Source organism: Fimbriimonadaceae bacterium (assembly GCA_023957775.1).
In the GTDB taxonomy this organism is placed as follows: Bacteria; Armatimonadota; Fimbriimonadia; order Fimbriimonadales; family Fimbriimonadaceae; genus JAMLGR01.
The window spans coordinates 41,939-64,110 of the sequence record JAMLGR010000015.1 but is presented as its reverse complement, the minus strand read 5'-3'; the positions used below and the strand labels follow the sequence as shown (position 1 = coordinate 64,110).

Sequence of the window (22,172 nt, the reverse complement as noted above, 5' to 3'; positions counted from 1 at the left end):
ACGAGCATAATCGGGCCGAGCATGGAGATTCAAGGCACTCATTTCGTCGGTTCCCACGAAGGCGTTCCCGGGGGCGATGTGTTTTACGCGATCGATCCTCAGACCGGGGAGAAGTTGGACCCGATCTTTCGCGCATCCGAGCCGCAGGCGGTGGACCAGGCGGTGGCTCTGGCAGCCGAAGCGTTCGATTCGTTCCGCCGGACGTCGGGTGCCGAGCGGGCGCGCTTCTTGGAGGCGATCGCCGACGAGTTGGAGGCGCTTGGCGACTCGTTGCTCGAGCGGGCCCAGAAGGAGACGGCGCTCCCCGCGGCGCGGTTGGCAGGCGAGCGCGGACGCACGTGCGGCCAGTTGCGGATGTTCGCCGGGCTGTTGCGCGAGGGATCTTGGGTCGATGCGCGCATCGACCGGGCGCAGCCCGATCGTCAGCCGGTGCCCAAGCCGGATGTGAGGCGCATGCGCGTGGCGCTGGGTCCCGTCGCGGTGTTCGGAGCGAGCAACTTTCCGCTCGCCTTTTCGGTGGCGGGTGGGGACACGGCCTCGGCGCTGGCCGCGGGTTGCCCCGTGGTCGTGAAGGCCCATCCGGCGCATCCCGGCACGTCGGAGCTGGCCGCCAGGGCGATCCTGCGGGCGGCAAACGCGTGCGGCTTGCACGACGGCGTGTTCTCGATGGTGCACGGCGGGGCGGCCACGGGGCGCCACCTCGTGCAGCACCCGCTCCTCGAGGCGGTCGCCTTCACCGGCTCGGCGGCGGCGGGTCGCGCCCTCTTCGACGCGGCCGCGGCGCGCCCGCGCCCGATCCCGGTCTTCGCCGAGATGGGGAGCGTGAATCCGTTGTTCGTCCTCGAGTCGGCGATGGAGGACGGCGTCGAGGCGCTGGCGACCGGATACGCGCAATCGCTGACGCTGGGAGTCGGACAGTTCTGCACGAATCCGGGCATTTTGATCGGCTGCGCCGGGCCCCGTTTCGAGTCCTTGCTGGCGGCCGTGGCGGCGCGGCTCGACCAAGCCCCCGAAGGGACGATGTTGACCGAGGGCATCTGCACGAACTACGCTCGGGGCCTCGAGCGCATGTCCGAGTTCGAGGCCGTGGTGCGTCGGACCGCTTCCGGCGGGGTCCAAGAGGCGACGCGGGCGACCGGCGCGCTGTTCGAAGTCGATGGGGAAACGTTCCTCGCCAACCCCGACCTCGCGCACGAGGTGTTCGGTCCCGCAGGGCTGGCCGTTGCGTGCCGGGACACGGAGGAGGTGCGGGACGTCGCCCGATCGCTGGAGGGGCAGCTTACGGCCACGATCCACTGCGCCGCGACCGATCCTCAGGGTGCCGAATTATTAGGCATCCTTATGAATAAGGTGGGAAGGGTGCTCTGGGGCGGCTTCCCCACAGGGGTGGAGGTGTGCCCCTCGATGCAGCACGGAGGCCCGTATCCCGCGACGACGGACCCCCGTTTCACCTCGGTCGGCACGGCCGCGATCGAGCGGTTCGTGAGGCCCGTCGCGTACCAGGGCGTCCCCGACGCGCTCCTGCCACCGGAGTTGCAAGACGGAAACCCCTTGGGGATTTCGAGGCTGGAAGACAACCGAAGGATCTAGCGTGGGAGTGCGCGCGCTTGCGCGACGCCCTCACCTGGGAGTGCGCGCGCTTGCGCGACGCCCTGAATCGGCCGAACTTGTTCGGCTCCCCGTCCTCGCGGCGAGCCGCTCGGGAACAAGGCGACGAGCAAGCTCGCGCACTCCCAGACTAGTTTCCCGGGCCGTCCCGGTGCCCGAATTTCTCCAGCGCGGCCTTGAGCGCTTCCTTCTCCGGACCGTCGGGGAGGGATTTGGAGAGCTCGCGCGCGACCCGGATATAGGTCGCCATCTCGACGGGCGCGGCGGAGCCGTCTCCGGTGTCGCCCACGAGGTCGCCGTCGGCGTCGATCCAGAGCGAGAGCGGTTGCCGCCCCGGAGACTCCAATGAAAACGGACGCGTGGGGCTGAACCCTTTCAGCGCGTCGCCGAGCACCACGTTCAGGTTGTCCAGCTCCTCGATACGCGCCTGAACTTCCTTGGGAAGCGGAACGTTCCGCACAAACCCCGGCCTCATCGGCGCCGGTGGGGCCGAGTCGCCGGGCGTCGAGGTCGGAGGTTTGCGGGGGACCGCGAGCGATTCGAGCTTGCGAAGCATCGATTCCTTCTGAGGGCCCTCCGGCATCCGACCGATGAGCTTGCGCGTCGCCTCGACGAACGTGCCGGCCTTGACGCCGTCGGGGCGCGAGTCGTCGGACGATTTGGCAACCACTCCCGACGTTTCGTCCTTCCAGACCTGCGTGGGTTTCGATCCGTTTGTCGCGGGCAAGGTGAGTGGTTTCTCCTTGGGATAGGCCTTCATCTGTTCGTCGAACCACTTCTGCATGCTCTCGAGATCCGAGACCTTCTTGGCGAGCGCCTTCTCTTCCGGCGTTTGTGCCGCGGGGGCTTCCGTGGTCCCGTCGACCGGTTTGCCGTTCTCGAGGTAGCGGGCGAGCTCCGGGCTCAAGGTCACAGGGCCACTCTCGTTTTGCGCCACGGTCTGGGGAGGTGGACGCAGGGCGAGCATCCAAAGCGGGATGCCGATTGCGAGCAGGGCGATGGCGCCGAACACGAAGCCCACCACTCGGGCGTTCAAGCGCGGCGGGTGGGGCTTCCTGGTTTCCGAACCAAAGGGGTCCACGGCATACACCCGCAACGGTTGCGGAATGTTCTTGAGCGTCTGGACGCCCATCGGTCGCATCGCGAACTTCAGGCGGCTCTGGACGACGTCGACGACGGTCTGAGACGCGCAGATCTCGCCGGGTTGGGCCAGCTCCTGAAGGCGGGAAGCGACGTTCACGCCGTCGCCCATCACGTCGTCTTCGGATACGGTCACATCGCCCAAGTGAAGTCCGAGCCGGTGTTTGATGCGGGAGTGGGGAACGTCGCGCAGGATCGCCAACGCGCACTGGAACGCCGACACCGCGGAGTCGAACATCATCATCAGCCCGTCCCCGGTGGACTTGACGACCTTGCCGTCGTGTTGGCCGCACAGCGTGCGCATCGCGCGGTGGTCGGCCGCGATCGCTTCGAGCGCACCCGCCTCGTCTTCGCGGGCGAACGCGCTGAAGCCGACGGCGTCCGTAAAGAGGATGGCCGCAAGGACTGTCCGATCAGGTGCTGAAGGTGTTTCGTTCACTGCGTCTTCACCCTGAACCTCTTGCATGAGGTTTCCGTGAGGATTCAACCATTATGCGAGGCTCGTGGGTCCCGTGGTTCCTGAAGGTCCTGCCAAGATTGCAGAGTGGATCTGAAAATCGAAGGACGGGTGGCTATGGTGGCCGCGGCAAGCAAGGGCATCGGTTTGGCGACGGCGCGCGCGCTGGCGGGCGAGGGGTGTCGCGTGTCGATCTGCGGCCGCACGGAGTCCACCCTGGGGGAAGCCTGCGAACGGATCGGGGGCACGGTGCGCGGCTATGTCGCCGACGTGCGTTCCCGCGAGGACCTGGAGCGCTGGGTGGCCCACACCAGCAGCGAACTGGGCGCCCCCGACATCTTGGTGACCAACACCGGGGGGCCGCCAGCGGGAACCTTGGATGCGATGGACGACAGCCGGTGGCAAGAGGGGTTCGAGAGCACCTTGCTCAACGTCGTCCGCCTCGTGCGGCTCGTGGGGCCTGGAATGGCCGAACGCGGGTGGGGCCGCATCGTGCACGTCTCCTCCCTGGTGGCGCGGGAGCCGTCGAGCGTCCTGCCCATCTCCTCGACCCTTCGCATGGGCCTGCAGAATCTCACCCGGCTCCAAGCATCGGAGCTGGCGCCCCGCGGCGTGACGGTCAACGCGGTGCTGCCCGGGCATACGCTGACCGATCGGCAACGGCACCTGGCGCAGCTTCGGGCCGAGCGGGAGGGAGGGACGGAGGACGAGGCCCTGGCGCGGCAGGCGGAGAGCATCCCCATGCGCCGCATCGCCGATCCCCGCGAGATCGCCGACGCGATCGCCTTCCTCTGCTCGGAGCGGGCCTCCTACATCACGGGCGTCAGCCTGCTCGTCGACGGAGGCGCAACGCACGCGCCAGGGTAGGGGTTGGTCATCGGTCAGCCGCTCAGGCGTTGCAGCAGCTGCTCGACGGCCGCCGCCACTTCGGAGCCCGTGGGGGCGTATCGGCGCGCATCGTAGAGCAGGTTGCGGGCCTGCATGGAGTCCGTGGGGGCGAGGGCCGCGGCCGCGTTGTAAAGGGCGGTGGCCGCGCGTTCGCCGAACATAGGCTTGCGCGGTCCCGCGTCGAGGCGGTGGGCGGTCATCCACTCCTGGGCGGCGCTCTGCCAGCTCTCCATCCGCTGGTCGGCCGTGGGCAGGGTCTGCGCGGCCTGGGCGTAGAGCGCGCCCATGTCGTCGTAGAAGAGCGGGTTCTCGGGGTCCAGCTCGCTCGCCCGCTGGAACGAGGCGAGTGCCGCAGTGAGGTCCCGCGCGTCCAACTCCTTCTTGCCCTGCTGCTCGTAGAGGACCGCCAAAGCCTTGTTTTCGTCCTGGACCGCAACGGGGCTTTGAAGGCTTTGGATACGATCCTCGCGGGCCCGGATCTGCTGGTCCAAGGGTAGGGAGGGGTCGACGTTGCGGAGCTGACCGCGGATGGATCGGTCCTGCTCCTGCTGCCGTTGGCGATCGAGGACGGTGCTGATCGCGTTGATGCCCACGACGATCAAAGCGAACAGGGTTCCGAGAATCGAGAGGGTCGCCACCAACCGTGCGAAGAACGCCTTCGTTTCGGGTTTGAACAGCGGCCGGCGCGGGGGCGGCGGGTAGTACACCGGGATCTGGCCGTGGACGGTGGTCTGCCCCTGGGATGGAGGAGCGTAAGGGTTGTAGCCCTGCGGCAACGGAGGAGGCACCGGCATGCCGGACGGCGTTTGGAACATCGGGTAGGGGTTGCCTTGGGGCGGATAGGTCGGGTTCGGCATGACCGTGGGGGCCATCCCCATTTGTCCGCTCTGCAGCGAGCGCATGGCCTCGTCGAGAGAGTCCAGCATCGCCTTGGCCGAGCCGGGCCGCATCGCGGGGCTCTTATCGAGGGCGCGTTCGATCACCTGCCACAAGGCGTAAGGCGCCTGCGCGGGCGCCTCCGGCTGCTTGTTCGTGATCGCGTAGGTGATGGCGACGACGGAGTCCCCGGGGAACGGCTTCTGGCCGGCGATCATCTCGTACAGCACGACCCCGAGGCTGAACAGGTCGCTGCGCGCGTCGATCTCGCGGCCGACCACCTGTTCGGGCGACATGTAGCTCGGCGTGCCGAAGACCTGGCCGTCCATCGTGAGGTTCGGCTCGAACGTCAGGCGCGCGATGCCGAAGTCGGTCAGCTTCACCCGTCCGTCGGACAGCAGTTGGATGTTCTCGGGCTTGATGTCCCGGTGAATGACGCCGGACTGGTGCATGTAGACGAGCCCGTCGAGCACGTCGCGCGCGATCTCCACGGCACGGTCCACGGGCAGGAACCCGTGGGTATCGAGTTCGTTGCGGAGCGTGTGCCCGTCGAGGTACTCCATCGCGATGAAGTAGCGGCCGTTCTCCTCGCCCACCTCGAACACCGTCATGATGTTGGGGTGCGTGAGCGAACCGGCCGCGCGCGCCTCTCGAAGAAAACGCTTCACCCGTTCCTCGCGCTGAGGGTTGGTGCTGCCGCCCGGCATCGCCAGCTCCTTGAGGGCAACACGACGGTTCATCAGCGGATCGTACGCTTCGTAAACGATGTCGTTCGAACGCGCGATTTCGCGGATGATCTGGTACTTGCCCAGGGTTTGGGGAGGCGTGCTGCTCATCGGGCCGGCGTTGATTTCTTAGACGCGCGAAACCGCGCCAATGATCGCATTGTGGGTTGAAACCCGACCGTTCCCGAGCGAGACACCTTTGTTTCCCCCACCGGATGGGTGGAAAAGTGGAGAACTTCGCCCTTGGCCCGCGCCCCGCCCTGTCGTAAAGTGTTTCTACACGAGGGGCGACGGAGAGTCGCCACTCCGGGACCCCGGAAACGGGGCGACGGGCTCTGAAGTCGTTACTCCCTTCAGAGGAAAGTGTACAAAACGTGTGAGCGCGGAGGACGTCCGCGCTGACCCGCAAGGGTTCGGAGGGCCGTATCAAGAACGCCCGAAGCGCGCAAAAGCCTTTCGCAACCAGGCGGCGCCTTCTTGGAATCGAGTGCCGTCAGCGTAGCGCCGGAGACCAAGTGCATCTTCGGGTCAGCATCGAGAGGACGGTCCCCTGCTCTCTTGTCGCCCTGTGACGACCGTGCGATGAGAAAGGGTTCGGAAGGTGTACATCCCCGAGCCCCCCAGGAGACCAAAACGAACTCGCGCCGCGAGGAAGGCTCGTCCCTCCTCCGGCGCGGTTTCATTTTGCGCGGGCCATGATCTGCGCGTACGCCGCGAGCAGCTCGTCGATGTGCGCGTCCACGGTCGGCGGATCGGCCCAGAACCGGTCGTAGGCGGCGCGGCTCATGCGCTCCACGAGGCTATCGTCCTGCAGGGTTCGAAGGCGGTCGGCCAAGTGCTCCGCGTCCCCGCTCCTGAAGAGCAGGCCGGTGACCCCTTCCTCGACGAACTCCTGCGCCGCGCACGCGTCGGAGACCACGAGCGGAATCCCCTGCGAGAGGGCGTCGAACACGACGAGGGGGGCCGCCTCGTACCACTTCGACGTCACGCACACCGCCCTCGCCGAGCGCGTGTGCCCCGCGACGTCTTCGGAGGGGATCCACCCGGTGATCTCGGCGCCCGGGCATGCCGTTTCGATCGCAGCCCTCTGTTCTCCGTCGCCCACGAAGAGCGCCGAGGCGCCGGCCAAGGTCGCGGCCTTGGCCAGCAGCTCCGGCGACTTCTCGGTCGTGAGGCGTCCCACGAAGGTGAAACGCGCGTTCGCTTCGGCGGCCACACGCTCGCCCCGCTCCAGCTCCACTGGGTTGCGCACGGGGATCACCGGCGTGGAGGCAGGGAGGTAGGGGCGCAGTACGTCGTGGCTGAACTCCGACACCGAGAGGTAGGCGTCGAGTCTTGCGGGGAGCCGCGCCAACCGCTGCTGGATCCAGCCGCGGAGCAGAAGGCCCGCCTTCACCGGATACGAGCGCGGCGTGCACTGGGTCGTCGTACACGCCCATCCCAGCGGTTTGCGATGGCAGATGGTTCCCGATGAGTGGTCGTAAAAGTTCTGTTGGGGACACGCGATCCCATAGTCGTGGAGTGTCAGGGCGCACCGAAACCCGCGTTTCAGCGCGAGGTCGAGCGTGGACGAACTCAGGAGCTTCAGGTAGCTGTGCGCGTGGACGAGGGATTGGGCGGGATCCAGGGTTTCGAGAACGGCGCCGAGCGCGGCCCGAGCCTCGGCGTTCCAGAAGACCTTTGCCGCCGCTCGAAGCCGCCCCGAGCTCTTGAAAAACGGCTGCTGCTCCAGACAGTGCACCGTCAATCCGGGAACACCTTTCAGCTCTTCGGCGATGGGTCCGATCGCGGAGAAAAGGACGACCTCGTGACCCCGTCGGGCCAGTGCCCGGGCTGAGACGAGCGCGACCTTTTCGGCCCCTCCGGCGACGTGGGCGAAGTCCGACAGGATCACCACGTTGCGTGGAGCGACCATGGGCTCCTCTTTTACCCGGGCCAGGGCCCACACCGATCTATACTGGAAGGCCCATGGATCTGCACGTCGTGATCGTGAGCGACGATGCCCGCGCTTCCGGGGGCGCGTCGGCGGTGGCGCTCGCGTCGGCCAAAGCACTGGCCGCCCGCGACGTGCGCGTGACCCTGTTTGCGGGCAGAGGCCCCGTCGACGACGAGGCGCGAGCCGCCCTACACAAGGTGGTTTGCCTGGAACGAGGGGCGTCGAACCGCGAGCAAGGCGGCCTGGTCAGGGGACTCTGGGACCGCGAGTCCGCGGCCGCGCTGGAGCGCTGTCTCGAGGCGTGCGGTCCCCGCCCGATCGTGCATTTCCACTCTTTCGCCGACGTCCTGACCGGAAGCGTCACGGCCGTGCCCCATCCGCCGGGATCGAGGGCGGTGTTCACCCTTCACGAGTACGGGTTGGCGTGTCCCTACGGCGGTTTCTACAACTACCGAACCCAGGCGCCCTGCGGCCGGCGGGGGCTCTCCGTCAAGTGCTGGGCCACGGCGTGTTCCACGGCGCCTTATCCCCGCAAGGTTTGGCGCGCGGTTCGGCTCAGCCTGCAGAAGGCGCGCGGCGGGGCGCCCCGGGCGGACGCGGCCTACCTATGCGTCTCGGAGTTCAGCCGCGACCTTCTTCGTCCCTACCTTCCCGAGCGGGCCCGCGTCGAGCTGTTGCCCAATCCGATCGAGGTCGAGGATCGCGGTCCGGCGCAAGTCGCCAAGTCCGAGGAGTTCGTCTATCTCGGACGCCTCACCGAAGAGAAGGGCGCGGAGGTGTTCGCGGCCGCGGCCGAGCGGGCGGGCGTTCGAGCGAAGTTCGTGGGGGACGGAGAGGAGAGGGCGCGACTGGCGGCCGCCTACCCCTCTTGCGAGTTCGCCGGGTGGCTTCCCGCCGACGGGGCGCAGCGCGCGCTGCGCGGGGCCCGGGCGCTCGTCTTTCCGTCGCGGCTCTTCGAGACGTTGGGGATGGCCGTTCTCGAAGCCGCCGCGATGGGGGTGCCCGCGATCGTTTCCGATGCGGCGGCGGCGTCGGGTTCGATTGAACCGGGTGTGAACGGGCTGGTGTTCCGCTCGGGAGACACTCGCGCTCTGGCCGACGCGCTGCTTGCGATGACTCCCGAAGCGGCTGCCCCCATGGGAGCAGAAGCCCACCGCCGCTTCTGGGCGGATCCTCCGACCATGGAGCGGCACGTCGACGGTCTTCTCAAGGTCTACAAGGAGCTGCTCGAAGCGTGAGGATCGGGATCAGCGGCATGTGGTTGAGTTCGGCGATGGGGGCGAAGAACTCCGGGCTCTCGCGCTATGCGGCCGCGCTCCTGGACGCGATGCTCCCCCTCGCCCCCGAGGATGCGTTCGACTTGTTCACGCCGGACGATTTCGAGGCGCCCGAACCGTGGCTTCGACACCGGGGCTTCGCTCACCATCCCGTTCGCATTCGTTCGTTGCCCGCCCGCGTGTTCTGGGAACATGTGACGGCGGGCCGCCTGGCGCGCTCGATACGGGCCGACTGGTGGTTCAGCGCGGCTCAGGCCATCCCCTTCTCGGGAGCGGTGCCCCGTGCCGTGATGATCCACGACATGATCCCGTTGCTGTTCCCGGAGTTCCACCCGAGGCGAACGGTGCTTTATTATCGCTGGGCTCTCCGGCACTCGTGCCGAAACGCAAGAGTCGTGTTCGCGAACAGCGAGGCGACCAAGAACGATTTGGTGCAGCATTTAGGCGCCGATCCTGCCAAGATCGTCGTCACACCCTTGGGGCCCGGCAATCGTGTGGAACCCGTCACCCCCGAAAGCGTGGCGTACGAGCAACTGGCCGCGCTGGGGGTGCGGCGCGAGTCCTACGTGCTCACCCTGTGCAATCTCGACTACCGAAAGAACCTGGCTCGCTTGGTCGAGGCTTTCGCCATGCTGCGGGACGACACGTTGGGGCTGGTGGTCGTCGGGGCGAATCGGGGAGACCAGCACGCGCCGCTGTTGAAGCGGATCGAGGAGCTGGGGTTGGCCGATCGGGTGGATCTGCTCGGGTACGTGCCGGATGGATCGTTGCCCGCTCTCTTCGCGAAGGCGCGCCTCTTCGCCTTTCCGAGCCTGTACGAGGGGTTTGGACTGCCGGTGCTCGAAGCGATGGCGTTGGGGGCCCCCGTGGTGTGCAGCGCGACAAGCTCTTTGCCGGAAGTCGGGGGCGAGGCGGTGCGGACGTTCGACCCGACCGACACGGCCTCGATGGCGGCGGCCATGGAGACGGTCTTGGAGGACGAAGCCCTTCGCGGGCGGATGGTGCGCGACGGTTTGGAACGCGCCCGCGTATTTACGTGGAAACGTACTGCGGAAACGACGCTCGAGGCGTTTTCGTGTAGGTTGTAACGAGCGCCATCGGCGGATGGCACGCGCCTTGCCGCACGAGAAGCAGGGAACGCCGCGCGTTCGCGGTTCGTTTCTGGATGAGAACGATGATCGACACCGAAGACAAGAAAGAGGCGGCTGCCGAGACTCCGGAGCCGATCAAGGGCGGGGGATTCGACCTAGGCGCCATCGTTCGATCGCCGGCATTCCTACCAGGTTTGCTGTTGGCGGTCGGCATCGCGTTGGTATTCGGTTCGCTGTGGCCCCAACTGCTGCCTTTGTGGACCGGCGACGACGGCTACTACTCGCACGGATTTCTCGTACCGCTGATCTCGGTCTACGTGGTCTACCGCTGGTGGCCGCGTTTGCAGAAGATCCCGGTACGGCCCTTCCTGCCGGCGGGCGTGTTGCTGTTGGCCCTCCTTTGGTTTGCCCGGGTCACGCACGTCACGCAGATCTACTCGCTCATGTCGATCACGCTCATGTTCACGCTGATCGCCTCGGTGTGGCTGCTGGCGGGCGGGCGCTGGGCCGCCAACCTTTCGTTGCCGATCCTGTACTTGGGTTTCGCGATGCCCCTCTGGTCGACGTTCATCCAGACGTACACCAACCCGCTGCAGGTCGTCTCGACGAAGGCGGCGTTCAAGATGCTCGCAGCCTTTCAGCTCGACCCCTATCTGGGCGATGCGACCACGATCTACCTTCCGCACTTCACGCTCGACGTCGGGGTGCCTTGCAGCGGCTTGAAGCTCGTGCTCGCCCTGAGCGCGTTCACGATCCTTTTCATGTTGATCGCCAACCTGAAGTGGTGGGGCAACATGGCCATGGTGGCGATCCTGCTTCCCCTGACCGTGTTCGTCAACGGGCTCCGCATCGCGCTGATCGGGGTGGTGGGGAACGCCTACGGGCCTCAAGCGGGACATGATTTCCACGATTACAGCGGGTACATCACGTTGCTGGTGTGTTTCTTCCTGCTCTTCAAATTTGCGAGGCTACTTGGATGGAAAGACTGAAGAAGAGAACGTACGTGTTGGCCGGCCTGCTCATCATCGCGGGCCTGGCGATCCAGCTCACCCCCCGCATTTCGCTCGCGGCGGGGAAGACCGAGGACCAGCTCGAGAAGTTGGCTCCGATGCAGGTGGACGACTACAAGATGATTCCGGGCCAGGACGACCCGGGGCAGTCCTACAAGATGAACCAGATGACGTACGACGAGCTGAAGCCGTTCGGCATCGTGTCGCGCGTGTTCCAGAACGGGACTCGCTCGTTCGACGTCGTGCTGATCGCGAGCAACCGGAAGGAGAGCTTCCACGATCCGCGCCTCTGCTTCACGTCCCAGGGCTACACGCTGCTGGAAGAGGTGCAGAAGGACGTCGAGACCTCGCGGGGCCCGATTCCGATCACGTTCGCGAAGATGAAATCGCTGCAGGGCGAACCCATGATCACGGCGTTTTTCTATCGGGGCAACAATGGGTATTACGCGACCGCGCAGCGCTTCGCCTTCGACAACCTCCTCCGCCAGCTCAAGGGCTCGATCGACTTGGAGGGGGTGTTCTACCGGTTCATTCCCACCTACGGCGGCGCGACCGAGGACGAGCTTGTCGAGTTCATCAAGCAGTATTTGGAGGCGGCCGGGAAGACCAGCAACGGCTATTTCTAGGGAGGCGTTCGATCGGGACGACTGGTCCCTTGAGTCGAGTTCCTGCATAATGGTGGGTAAGAGAGGGTTCTGGGTGCCCAGGTGCGCCCGGGCGGAGTGAGGAGCAGCGCGTGATCAAGTCCTATTGGGTTCGGTTGTTGGTATTCATGGTGGTGGGAGGAGCGATCGCCCTTGGCGTGTCGCTGGTCGTGCCGAAGAAGTACGAGGGCCAGGTGCAGATCCTGATCGACCAGAAGGCAGTCATTCCCAACATCCCGGTGAATTCTGTGGCCGCCTCTGTCAGCGACCTCACCGACTTTGCACGATCACGCGGCATCACGACGCAGGTCAAGCAGCTCACCAGTTTTGGTGTCATTAGTACTGCTGCACAGGCGACCTGGGAGCAGGTGGGTCCCGGTGGCCCGCCAACGGAAGAGTTCGACGTCTATGAGCTAGTCAAGAACATCTCCATCGATGCCGAGGTGGGTTCGGACATCGTCTCGTTGCAAGTACGTATGAGCACTCAGAAGTACGCCGAGACGATGGCGAGTAATCTCTATGCCGCATTCCAGGACTTCAATATCAGGACGACCCGCGAACTCGCGGGACAGGCGATCTTGTCCTTGGAAGAGCAGATGAAGGGTGTGAACACCCGATTGGTCGATTTGGATACCCGTGCCAAGAACCTCCGTGAGAAGCTGAACGCCCCGAACCTCGACGCCCAGGTCCAAGCGGACATTGGCAACATCGCCCATGTGAAGGATCAGCGAGACCTCGCCGCCATCGATCTGGCATCTGCGGAGGGGCGTTTGCGGATTCTCGAGCGGAACATCAAGGACGTTCCCAAGACCATCCTTGCATCGAAGTCGGAGGCGTTCAACCAGAACCTTTACGCGCTGGACCAGCAACTTGCAACGTTGCGCTCAGACCTGGTGGCCTTGGAGGAGCGCTTCACACCGGACCACGAGCAGGTCAAGGCGACGCGGGCCCGCATCCAGAAGATCGAGCAGGAGCGTGCGAGCCAGTTGTCCAACATCCAGGCGGGCAGCACGGTCGCCCCGAATCCGCTTTATCAAAGCATGGAGGGCCAACTCAGCGACGCCCAGGCCACCGTCAACGCCCTTCGGCAGCGCCTGAACCAAGCGGAAGAGGAACTGTCGGTCTCGGAAACGCAGTTGGAGCAGTACCCGGAGGCTCAAACCCAGTTGGTCGCCCTCGGCCGCCAACAGGCCAGCCTTGAGCGGGTGTACGCCCAGTACGCCGACCTTTTGGAACCGTTGAAGTTGGCAGAACAAGGTCGATCGGCACCGACACGTTTGGCGGGTGTGAGCGTGAACCCCGATCCGGTGAGTCCCAAACCCATCATCAACATGCTGGTCGGAATGGTTCTTGGTCTCATTCTCGGCATCATGTCGATGTTGCGCACGGAGTCCTCGAGACAGCCAATTCGGTCGATCATGCAGCTCAACCTCCTCTCGGATGAACCCGTGTTCCGCGCGTTGCCGAACATGAGCAGCCCGTTCCGAGGTTTGGACCGGACGCCTCCCGAGACGTTCGATGCCCTCGTCGCGACGGCGTTGCGCGCAGACAAGAGACCGTATCGGGTGGGATTCGTTGGCATCGTGCGGGATTCAGGATCCTCGACTGGCGCGCTGAACTATGCCGTCTCCGCCTCGCGCCGAGGCCTGAACGCCCTCCTGGTATCGCTCGATCCGCGTTCACCCAATGCCCGCCGTCTCGGGATGACCGGTGCCGGCGTTCAGCGCGTGAACGATCACCTCTCGTTCATCGAGATGACCGGCGTGGACGTGGTCGTCGGCTCCGGCGGAAAGACCAGCATCAACGAGAGTTTGGCCGCCTTGGAGCGCGACGTCACCGTGTTCGACTTCGAAGCCTCGACGGACGCCGCCGATTACGCGTTCGTCGCGTCTGAACTCGATGAGGTGGTCTTGCTGGTGCGCGCGAATCGCGTGAATAGTGTGGACTTTCTTGCCGTGCAGCAAGCCCTCAAGGACTCGGGAGTTCAGCACATCACCATCATGTTGGCCCGTGGGTCGGAAAGCGACGCCATCGCCGACGCCTCTGATCCCGCGGAGTTCCGCGCGCTGCCATCGTGAGTTTGGTCGCTCCGGCGCGGCATTCGGGCATCCAGAAGCTGGCGGACCGGACGGTTCTTCGGCACAAGGGCGCTATTCTCGCGCACCTGATCGGCTTCGCCGTCTTCTTTGCGATCTTCGGTCAGTTGCTCTTAAAGACGGGCGCGGGGGCAGAGATCTTTGCTCGCTTGCGGGACGAGTGGTTTACCTCACCGACTGATATACCCATCCGTTTCGTGGCGGTTTGGTTGTTTTTGGACCGATTTGGGCGAGTGGGGCGCTATCGACTGACGGCGTGGGACGCTCTCTATGGGATGCTCCTCGTCGCCTATGGTCTCTCATTCATCTTTGCGGACCTTGCGATGATGCGGTTGTCGGGAGGAGCGGTCTTTGTCGACTGGATTGCCGTCTTCTCGACGCCCCTCCTCTTCTTCATCGTGGTGCAGGAAGCATCGTTGCGCAAAGGGTACCGGCCGGACATTCTGTTGGGTTGGTTGGTTGGAACGGCAGCCTTGGCAGGCGCGCTAGGTCTTGTGCAGGCACTCGATATCGCCGGCATGCGGGAAAGATCCGCGATCTTCTTCAATTGGGCGTACAACGACCGGATGTTGCAGGGCCCGTCCGAGGTCTACCAGGGGCGCGGCCCCTTCCAACATGCCAACGGTCTCGCGGTCATGATGGTGTTCAGTTTCGCGCTGGTGCCCGCCTGCTTCCGGTTTCCGAAGCTCAAGCCCTTGGCGATCCCCCTTCTGCTGCTGTTAGGCGCGGCGACCTTTGGTACCTACTCACGCATTGGCATCGTGAGTGCGGCCGCTGTGTTCGGTTCGGTTATTGTCTTCCTTTTGCTCAAGAAGCGTACGATCCAGGCAGCCGCCGCTCTTTGTGGAGCGATCCTGCTGGGCTTTGCCTTCGTTGCCTCGATCTACGTCTTCGATATCCAGCGGTTCAAGATCTTCATCGAAGGGGAAGGGACCGTAGCGAGGGCCAAGGCGGATGAGATTGGTGGCTGGTACCTCCGTCAGGACGCCAACAAGGCGGCCATCGACAAGGCATTGGACTACCCCATGTCAGGGGTGGGCGCCACCGGTGCGGGCATCAACCGGTTGGACATGATCACCAGCAACTCTTACAGCTATCGTGCGCTGACCACCAACTCTTACACCTTCGCCTGGGTCTCCTACGGAATTGCGGGTCTTCTGTTTGTGATGGGGCAGGTGATCGTCCTGGGGTACGTGGGGCTGTCGAAGCGCATCCATGCCGCCTACGCGCTCTCATTCACGATGCTTGCGGCCGCCATCGCGGTTGCGGCCGCTGCCGAGAACAGCAGTTTCAGCACGTCGCTGATGTCCTTTGCCAACGTCTTCATCGCGATGTTCGCGCTGCCCGCGCTGCGGAAGCAGGACATCCGGCAGAAGCTGCCCGTGCCTGCGGCGCCCCTGGAAGCCTAAAGCTTCTCCCAAACACGCTTGATTCCCGCTCGGGTGAGGCAGCCGAAGGGCGAGCCCTCGTACAGCGCACCCGCAAGCACCAAGCCCACGACCGGCAACAAGAGGCCCGTGCCAACGACCCGGGCCAACTCGCTCATTGGAACCCAGTGCGTCGCAACGCAGAAACCCGCCAGGGCCAAGGTGATGGCCGCGACCCGGTAGAGGTTCGCCCGGTTCTTCGCGTCCGGCGGCACGCAACGCATCGCGAAGATCGTGCCGAGCACGTACGCCGTCGAGGCGCCGGCGGTGAGCCACATCACCGTGCTCTCGAGCGTGAGCGAGCCCCAGGTCAAGGCAATCCCCCCACCCCCGATGGCATACGCGAAGATCCAGGTGGCGTTGCCCAGACTCGTCCGGCCGATCGCGACGAGCAGGCCCCCACACTGGGTCCCGATCGAGCGCGTGCCGAGGTAGATCGCCAGCACCGACAGCAACGGGCCGCTCGGCTCGTACTTCGTCCCGTACAGCGCGAGGATGATCTCCCGCCCGTGGGTGAGCATGAACGCGTAGAGGGGAAGCGTGAGAAACGCTGCGGCGGTGATGGATTTGTAGAACACGTGGCGCAGACGTTCGTGGTCGGTCTGCGCGCGCGAGAAGGCGACGAACATCGTGCGGGACAGCGGCCAACTGATCAACTCGACCGGCTTCATCGCCACGTTGAACGCGATCGCATAGTAGCCGGTCGCCTTGGAGCCAAAGAGCCGCGCGATCAGCAAGTTGTCGAGGATCGTGTAAACGCTGGAGACGAAGCTGCCCACGAGGATCGTCATGGAGCGCCGCCAGATCGGCAACACGAACTCCTTGCGCAACGCGCCGAAGCCCACCGGCGCCAGCACGTAGGCCGCGCACGTGAGCAGGGCGACGCGCGTGAGCATCTGCACCACCAGAGCTTTGTAGCCGTAGCCGGAAAACGCGAGGACGGCCGCCACGCCGTAGGAGACCACCAAGGTGGCGATCTCAAGCAAGCTCGCCGCCTTGAACCGCGCCTCGCGCTGGAGTTTGGCGAACGGAATGGTGCTGAGGCCGCTCACGACGAACGTCGCGCTGATCATCGATAGACCCCACGTCAACTCCGGCTGGCGCAGCACGTGGGCGAGGAAGCCGCGAGCCAAAAACGTGATCGCGGCCAGGGCGACCCCGGTGACCAGCGCAAGGCTCGCATAGGCGCGGTCGCGCTGTTCCGTGGGATCCCGCTCGGAGATGAAACTCTGAGCCAAACCCGCATCGCGGAAGATATCCACCACCGCCGCCACCGCGGCGATGATCGCGAAGATCCCCATCTCCGTCGGGCCGACGAAACGGGCGATCAGGATGCCGACGATCGGCAGGACCACCTTGGCGGCAAGCGCCAACAACGTGTTCCAAGCGAGTCCGGACGCCGCCTCGCTCCGGTTCACGGCGTGCTTCCTCTCCCGGCGCGTGCCATCAACCTAAGATCGGTGCGAACGCGGTCCCCCATAATGGGGTCTCCTGCCCCTCGACACGGGCACGGGACGGTTTGGACCGATGTTTGCACCATGGCTGGGCGGATGAGCGAAGAAGAGGGATCGGCGGCAACGCCCGCAGAGGCCCCCGCGGTCTCGGTCGTTATACCTTGCTACAACCAGGGTCGCTATCTGCGCGACGCCGTGGAGAGCGTGCTTTGCCAGACCTACCCCCACGTCGAAGCCATCGTGGTGAACGATGGCTCGACCGACGAAACGGCGGTTGTGGCAGCCGCGTTTGGCGACCGCATCCGCGTCGTCACCCAAGAAAACGCCGGCCTGGCGGCGGCCCGCAACGCCGGCATTCGCGCCTCCTCCGCTCCCTACGTAATGGTGCTGGACGCCGACGACACGATCGATCCCGATTGCGTGGAGCAACGGGTGCGCTTCTTCCTCGAGGACCCGTCGGTGGGCATCGTTGCTGGGGGGTTCCGCCTCGTGGACGAGCACCTGAACCCCTACCCGGACGATCAGCAGCGCTGGCGGACCCCGAAGGTGGGTTCGCCCTCCCTCTACATCCGCGAAGCGTGGTCGCCCACCTGCGGCCTTCTGCTCTCCCGCCGCGCCTTGGAGGTGTGCGGCATGTTCGATCCGTTCCTGCGCGCGTGCGAGGATTGGGACATGCAGATGCGGGTCACCCGGCGGTTTCGACACGTGTACGAGCCCGCGATGCGTGCGAACTACCGTCAACTTCCCGGGTCGATGTCGCGCGACCATCTCGTCATGGTCGATTCGCTGCTGCAGGTCTTGCGGAAGAACCGCGCCTACGCTTCGAACGACTTCCGGTACCGGATCGATGCGTTTGCGGGGTGGTTCAACCAGGTGGCGGGCAGCGTGTTCGGCAACATCCTGAAGGAGACGCGCGGGGTTGGAAAGGCGCGGGCGTTCGGACGCCTGCTTGTGAAGCGCCCTTGCGTTGCGCCCTTGTTCGTCGTCTGGGCGGTCCGTTACGTCTGGAATCGCGTCTTGTGGGTTTTCGGGACGGGACCCCTCCGGGTTCGGGAGGTTCGGCATGGCTGACCAACCGCTCGTGACCGTCGTGATTCCGTGCTACAAGCAGGCCCACTGGTTGCCCGACGCCATCGAGAGCGCGCTCGCCCAGACGTATCCCAACGTGGAAGTGGTCGTCGTCAACGACGGGAGCCCGGACGACACGAGCGCGGTAGCGCGCTCGTATGGCGAGAGGGTCCGGCTCCTCGAGCAGCCGAACACGGGCCTTTCAGGTGCGCGGAACGCCGGCATCCTCGCGGGTCGCGGGGAGTTGGTCGCCATCCTCGACTCGGACGATCGGCTTCACCCCGACTGTCTGGAGCGGCGGGTCGCGTTGCTCCTCGCCGATCCCAAGTCCGGCATGATCACGGGCAACGTGCGCTTCGTCGATCCAGCGCTGCGGGACACCGGACGCGAGGGCATGCGACGGGACTCGCCCCCGGATCCGCAGTTCCGCAACTTCGTGAGGGGCAATTGGGGGGCGACGTGCGGAACGATTCTCAGGCGTTCGGCCCTGGAGCGGTGCGGCCTCTACGATCCGTTCCTGCGGGCGTGCGAGGATTGGGACTCTCAGATCCGGATCTCGAAACGGTATCGGCTCGTGTACGACCCCATCCCCGGTGCCGACGTTCGCGAGGCGCCGGGCTCGATGTCGCGCGGCCATACGACGATGTGGGACATGGCGGTCGCCGTTATGAGAAAGAACCGGGCCATCGCCGACGATGGCTGGACCTACTGGATCGACTCGAGGCACGCCCTCTTCAACAACCTGCTGATGATGATGAACCGGGTCCGTCTCGAGGAGCGGGGCGCCCGGCGGTGGGCCGTGATGTTCGAGTTCGCCCGCAAACGTCCGGCTTCGATCCCCTACTTCTTGCTTTGGGCCCTGCGCTTTGGGTGGAACCAGCTCGCCCGCCCATTCCGAGCGCGCTGAATTCCACCGCCACGCGTCTAGCGTCCTCCGGGGCGACCAAGCAGGGGACCCACGGGTCTCCCCAGCGGGGGCGTTCCGCCGATCCCGCGGATCGAGTAGAGCGACCCGCCGATCGAGCGGGCCACGTCGATCATCTCGGGTTGGGGCGTGTCGGTGATCGAGAGGAACCCCATGTTGTAGTTCTCCTCGTCGAACCGCCCTGTCGCGTGCTGGTCCACGTACTGGAACCAGTGCGCGCCGACGACCTTGTTCGATTGCAGCGCCGTCAGATAGAAGTCGCGCATCATGTTCGCGCGGTCGAGCTGCGACGTGGCCGAGACCGGGCCGGGATTCCAGCTCCCGCGGTCCGTGGCACCGAAGCTGAACTCGCTGACGATGACGGGCTTGTCGATCTCGCCGAAGTTCCAATCCACAAGCTCAGAACGCTGGTAGATGCCCATGGAGAAGACGTCCACGTAACGGGCGGCGGCCTTCGTGACCTCCGGCGTGGATTGCCACCCCTCTCGGGATCCGAAATAGAGCCCCGTGCACCCCGTTGCGTCAAATGCGTTGGAGACCGCCCGGAAGTACTGCAGCGCGTAGGCGGCGGCGAACTCGCGGCAATCGGAGTGCGCGATCGGACGGATGTCAAGGCCTGGATCGGTGATGGTGGACCAACTCGAGAACGACGTGCCCCACGAGCGGTTCAGCCTGCTGATGGATCGATACTTGTTCCGAAGCATCGAGATCAGCACCCGCTTGGCCGGTTGGGAATCCGGCGCGTTCATCGCCATGAACGCGACGAGGTCCCGGTTGCGATTCGTGTCCATCGCTCCCCAGGGAAGCTCGCCGTCGACGTACACGCCCATGAACTCGGGGCGGCCGTTGTGGCCGGCAATGGCCGTCGCGAGGCGGTTGGTGACGAAGCCCTGGAACGAAGGGTCGAACGGATCCGGCAGCGTGCGGGAGTTGATGGTCGTCGGAAGCCGCGTCGGGAACTCGTTGGTGGTGATTCCCAAGAGGTAGGGGACGTCCGACTGGGGAAGGATGCTCGGGTCCGCCCAATCGCCAAGGGTGTTGAAGCCCCATGATTTCACGCGTTGCAAGGCCCGGGAAGCGAACGCCGTGCGCCAGTTCGAGCCGTACTTCGCCTCGAGGTTGGCCGTGTAGAAGTTGACCGTCTCGATCGACTGCCCGTTGCGCAGGATCGTTCCGTAGTGCGGGTTCTCCGGAGTTCGGAGCGGCAATTGGGTGAAGAGCTGCTCCCGGCCGGTCAACGGCGTGCCCTCTTCATGGCGCACGGTCGTGATGCCCATGCTCCAAAACAGCTTCCCGGAAGGGTGCACCAGATACCAACGACCCGACGGAAGGCGAAGGGTCCGCCACTTGTTCGAGGGCGCCTGGGTGGGAAGCGTGTTCGATCCCTGGAGCCCCCCAGGGCCGGGGTTGGCGGCCAAGTCGGCGTCTTCCGCGGAGCGCTGGGAAGCCAGGTCCGAGTTGCTGCCCACCTTTCGGGCCCACGATCCGAAAGCGGGCTGCCCGTACCGGTCGATCAGTCCGACCGGATGAGTTTCGACTTGGAGGAGTTTGGCGTCCCACACCTTGAGGCGGACCGGGTTGGTTCCCCTGTTGTAGATCTGCCACCCGAACATCTGGCGAAGGTTGACGTTGGAGGTCGGGGCAAGGTGCACGTGTGGAGTGATGTAGGCCGATGGAAGCGATTTGAGACCCAAGGCGCGCACGTCGGAGGTATCGAGGTCGTACACGATCTGCACCGTCTGCAGCGCGGGGACCACCACGAGTTGCTGTTCCGCCTGAGAGTAGTCGGCGCTCTTCTCGAACCGAAGCACAAGGCGCGCAGGCGAGTTCTCAAGATTCTCGATCTTGATGCCGAACGCGTTGGCCGTCGACCAATCCCTCGCCGAGCTCCAGCGTTGACCGACCAAAGCCCATTGGTTGGGAAACGACACGTTGAGACCCGCTTGGTCTCCGTGCGAGGTATCCCGGCTCACCGACGCTTGAAACGTCGTGAGGTACCCGTTGTTGAAGAGCTGGTTTGGATCCAGCACCTTCGATTCCGAAACCAACTGGGCGCTCGCGCCTGCCGCCAGCAGGCCCAAGGTGAACACCACCCCTCCCAACAACTCCGTGCGTGCCATGGTGGAGTCGTTCCGTATCCGGAAGAACCACCAGCCGGTAGGGATGCCTGAATCGATGGGATTCCTGCTGCGGCGAGGGCCTTTGGCACGGTCCATGGTTTGAGTACTCCCTTGGGTTCCCCAGATACAATGAGGCCCGCCGCCATGCGCATCGCCCTGATCAGCAACATGTTTCCTCCAGACTCGGATGGCGGGCTGGAAGTCAACGCGCTCAAGGTCGCCAACGGGCTTCGGGGGCGCGGACATCAGGTCGAAGTTCTCACCAGTCGGTACCGTCCCGGGTTCGTGCCCAACGAACCGCCTCCCGAATGGGTGCACCGCGTCCTGAGGCTGGCTCCGCCGTGGAGCAGCGAGTGGACCGGCCTCGCAGGCAAGCCCAAGCTGTTGAAGGCGCTGATCGGAGAGGTGTCGGCGCTGCGTCACAACGTCAGGGCCACGGACCGCTGGCTGACAGGTCGCGAGTTCGACATCGCGTACTGCTTTGGCATGAGCCTGATCGGCCCCGCGACGACCCTGCCGTTCACGAGGCGGGGCATCCCCGCGTTCTTCCACCAAGGAGGCGGCTACCTCGAAGCCCGCTACGTCCGCGCGCCAAAGGAGTCGGTGTTCTTGCGCGCCCGCCGCGCTCTTCTTAAGATGGAGGAGCAGGTGGACCTCCGCTACCTGGGCTACGTGAGTCGCTTTCTGATCGAACAAGGGGAGGCGGCGGGATTCTTCGAGGCGCCGAATCGGGGAACCGGTGTGCGAGCGATTATTCCGAGGGGGATCGAGTTCGCCCCCCGAACCGACGTTGAGCGGCAAAGGGTGGTCCCTCCTCGGTTACTCATGGCAGGCAGGATCTCGCCGATCAAAGGCTTCCACCGAGCAATCGAAGCTTTGGGCAAGTTGGCTCGGAGGCGCCCGGAACTTCCTTGGTCGCTTGCCATTGCCGGGGGGGCCGACAATTTGGACCTTGTCGCCCAGTCGGGCGACGCCTACCTTCGGGACCTGCACCGGCAAATCCAGAACGAAGGAATGGAGGATCGGGTGACGTTCCTTGGGAGACTGTCCCGAGCGGAGCTCTTGGAGGCGATGGCATCGTCCACCGCTTTCATCAGTGCGTCGACCTTTGGCGAGCCCTTCGCGAACACGATTATCGAAGCGCTCGGCAGCGGCACACCGCTCATCGTGAGCGCCGACGGTTCCTCGCGCGAAGTTGTTGTCCACGAGGAATCGGCGCTGGTCTTTGACAAGGAAGACAGCGATGAACTCGCCCATTGCATCGAGCGAGTCCTCGACGATCCGCCATTTGGATGGCGCCTTGCGGCCCGAGGTGTGCAAGTGATCCTAGAGAACTACACCATCGAACGGATCCTCGATCGAACCGAGGCGATTCTCACCGAGGTGATCGAGCACGCCCAACAAGAGAGGATGTCCACAGGAGGATGAGC

16 protein-coding genes are annotated in these 22,172 nt (G+C 64.9%); 11 read left to right on the top strand and 5 right to left on the bottom strand.

Translation table 11 applies throughout. The annotated features are described in order from the left end of the window. The first annotated feature begins 21 nt into the window (after positions 1-21). Positions 22-1,590 (top strand): aldehyde dehydrogenase (NADP(+)), encoded by a 1,569-nt coding sequence (locus tag M9921_12650; GenBank protein ID MCO5297698.1) that lies wholly within the window; start codon positions 22-24, stop codon positions 1,588-1,590. A gap of 148 nt (positions 1,591-1,738) precedes the next feature. On the opposite strand, the gene M9921_12645 is transcribed toward M9921_12650, so the two are convergent. Next, a complete protein-coding gene (locus M9921_12645; protein ID MCO5297697.1) occupies positions 1,739-3,187 on the bottom strand; it encodes an adenylate/guanylate cyclase domain-containing protein in 1,449 nt (482 codons plus the stop codon). A 105-nt stretch (positions 3,188-3,292) separates the two neighbouring features. Here M9921_12645 and M9921_12640 point away from each other — a divergent pair, with 105 nt between their 5' ends. Next, positions 3,293-4,072: an SDR family oxidoreductase gene (locus M9921_12640; GenBank protein ID MCO5297696.1), complete on the top strand. Its 780-nt coding sequence runs from the start codon at positions 3,293-3,295 to the stop codon at positions 4,070-4,072. A gap of 14 nt (positions 4,073-4,086) precedes the next feature. Here the strand turns inward: M9921_12640 and M9921_12635 are convergent, their stop codons facing one another. Both M9921_12635 and M9921_12630 read right to left on the bottom strand, forming a co-directional pair. Then, a complete protein-coding gene (locus M9921_12635; GenBank protein MCO5297695.1) occupies positions 4,087-5,805 on the bottom strand; it encodes a protein kinase in 1,719 nt (572 codons plus the stop codon). A gap of 568 nt (positions 5,806-6,373) precedes the next feature. Continuing rightward, positions 6,374-7,609: a glycosyltransferase gene (locus M9921_12630; GenBank protein ID MCO5297694.1), complete on the bottom strand. Its 1,236-nt coding sequence runs from the start codon at positions 7,607-7,609 to the stop codon at positions 6,374-6,376. A gap of 53 nt (positions 7,610-7,662) precedes the next feature. Between M9921_12630 and M9921_12625 the strand changes: the two genes are divergently transcribed. The 6 genes from M9921_12625 to M9921_12600 all read left to right on the top strand — a co-directional run bounded on the left by M9921_12625 (position 7,663) and on the right by M9921_12600 (position 15,157). Next, the gene (locus M9921_12625; GenBank protein ID MCO5297693.1) at positions 7,663-8,868 is read left to right on the top strand and encodes a glycosyltransferase; all 1,206 of its coding nucleotides are present in this window, start codon (positions 7,663-7,665) and stop codon (positions 8,866-8,868) included. Next, complete coding sequence (locus M9921_12620) at positions 8,865-9,995, top strand: glycosyltransferase family 4 protein (protein MCO5297692.1); 1,131 nt, start codon at positions 8,865-8,867, stop codon at positions 9,993-9,995. The genes M9921_12625 and M9921_12620 overlap by 4 nt, the downstream gene beginning before the upstream one ends. 86 nt (positions 9,996-10,081) lie before the next feature. Beyond that, positions 10,082-10,987, top strand: a complete 906-nt coding sequence (locus M9921_12615; protein MCO5297691.1) for an exosortase/archaeosortase family protein — start codon at positions 10,082-10,084, stop codon at positions 10,985-10,987. Further along, positions 10,975-11,634: an exosortase-associated EpsI family protein gene (locus M9921_12610; GenBank protein ID MCO5297690.1), complete on the top strand. Its 660-nt coding sequence runs from the start codon at positions 10,975-10,977 to the stop codon at positions 11,632-11,634. The genes M9921_12615 and M9921_12610 overlap by 13 nt, the downstream gene beginning before the upstream one ends. A 110-nt stretch (positions 11,635-11,744) precedes the next feature. Then, positions 11,745-13,730, top strand: a complete 1,986-nt coding sequence (locus M9921_12605) for a hypothetical protein (GenBank protein ID MCO5297689.1) — start codon at positions 11,745-11,747, stop codon at positions 13,728-13,730. Further along, a complete protein-coding gene (locus M9921_12600; protein MCO5297688.1) occupies positions 13,727-15,157 on the top strand; it encodes an O-antigen ligase family protein in 1,431 nt (476 codons plus the stop codon). Before M9921_12605 ends, M9921_12600 begins: the two co-directional genes overlap by 4 nt. On the opposite strand, the gene M9921_12595 is transcribed toward M9921_12600, so the two are convergent. Further along, positions 15,154-16,593, bottom strand: a complete 1,440-nt coding sequence (locus tag M9921_12595) for an oligosaccharide flippase family protein (protein MCO5297687.1) — start codon at positions 16,591-16,593, stop codon at positions 15,154-15,156. The two genes, M9921_12600 and M9921_12595, sit on opposite strands and share 4 nt — an antisense overlap. 132 nt (positions 16,594-16,725) lie before the next feature. Here M9921_12595 and M9921_12590 point away from each other — a divergent pair, with 132 nt between their 5' ends. Continuing rightward, entirely contained in the window at positions 16,726-17,700 is a 975-nt protein-coding gene (locus tag M9921_12590) for a glycosyltransferase family 2 protein (protein ID MCO5297686.1), read from the top strand. Then, complete coding sequence (locus M9921_12585) at positions 17,693-18,604, top strand: glycosyltransferase (GenBank protein MCO5297685.1); 912 nt, start codon at positions 17,693-17,695, stop codon at positions 18,602-18,604. The genes M9921_12590 and M9921_12585 overlap by 8 nt, the downstream gene beginning before the upstream one ends. A 17-nt stretch (positions 18,605-18,621) precedes the next feature. Here the strand turns inward: M9921_12585 and M9921_12580 are convergent, their stop codons facing one another. Continuing rightward, positions 18,622-20,838 carry a hypothetical protein gene (locus M9921_12580; GenBank protein ID MCO5297684.1) on the bottom strand — a complete coding sequence of 739 codons (2,217 nt, stop codon included), beginning with the start codon at positions 20,836-20,838 and terminating at the stop codon, positions 18,622-18,624. A 48-nt stretch (positions 20,839-20,886) separates the two neighbouring features. Between M9921_12580 and M9921_12575 the strand changes: the two genes are divergently transcribed. Further along, complete coding sequence (locus M9921_12575) at positions 20,887-22,170, top strand: glycosyltransferase family 4 protein (GenBank protein MCO5297683.1); 1,284 nt, start codon at positions 20,887-20,889, stop codon at positions 22,168-22,170. Positions 22,171-22,172 lie beyond the last annotated feature (2 nt).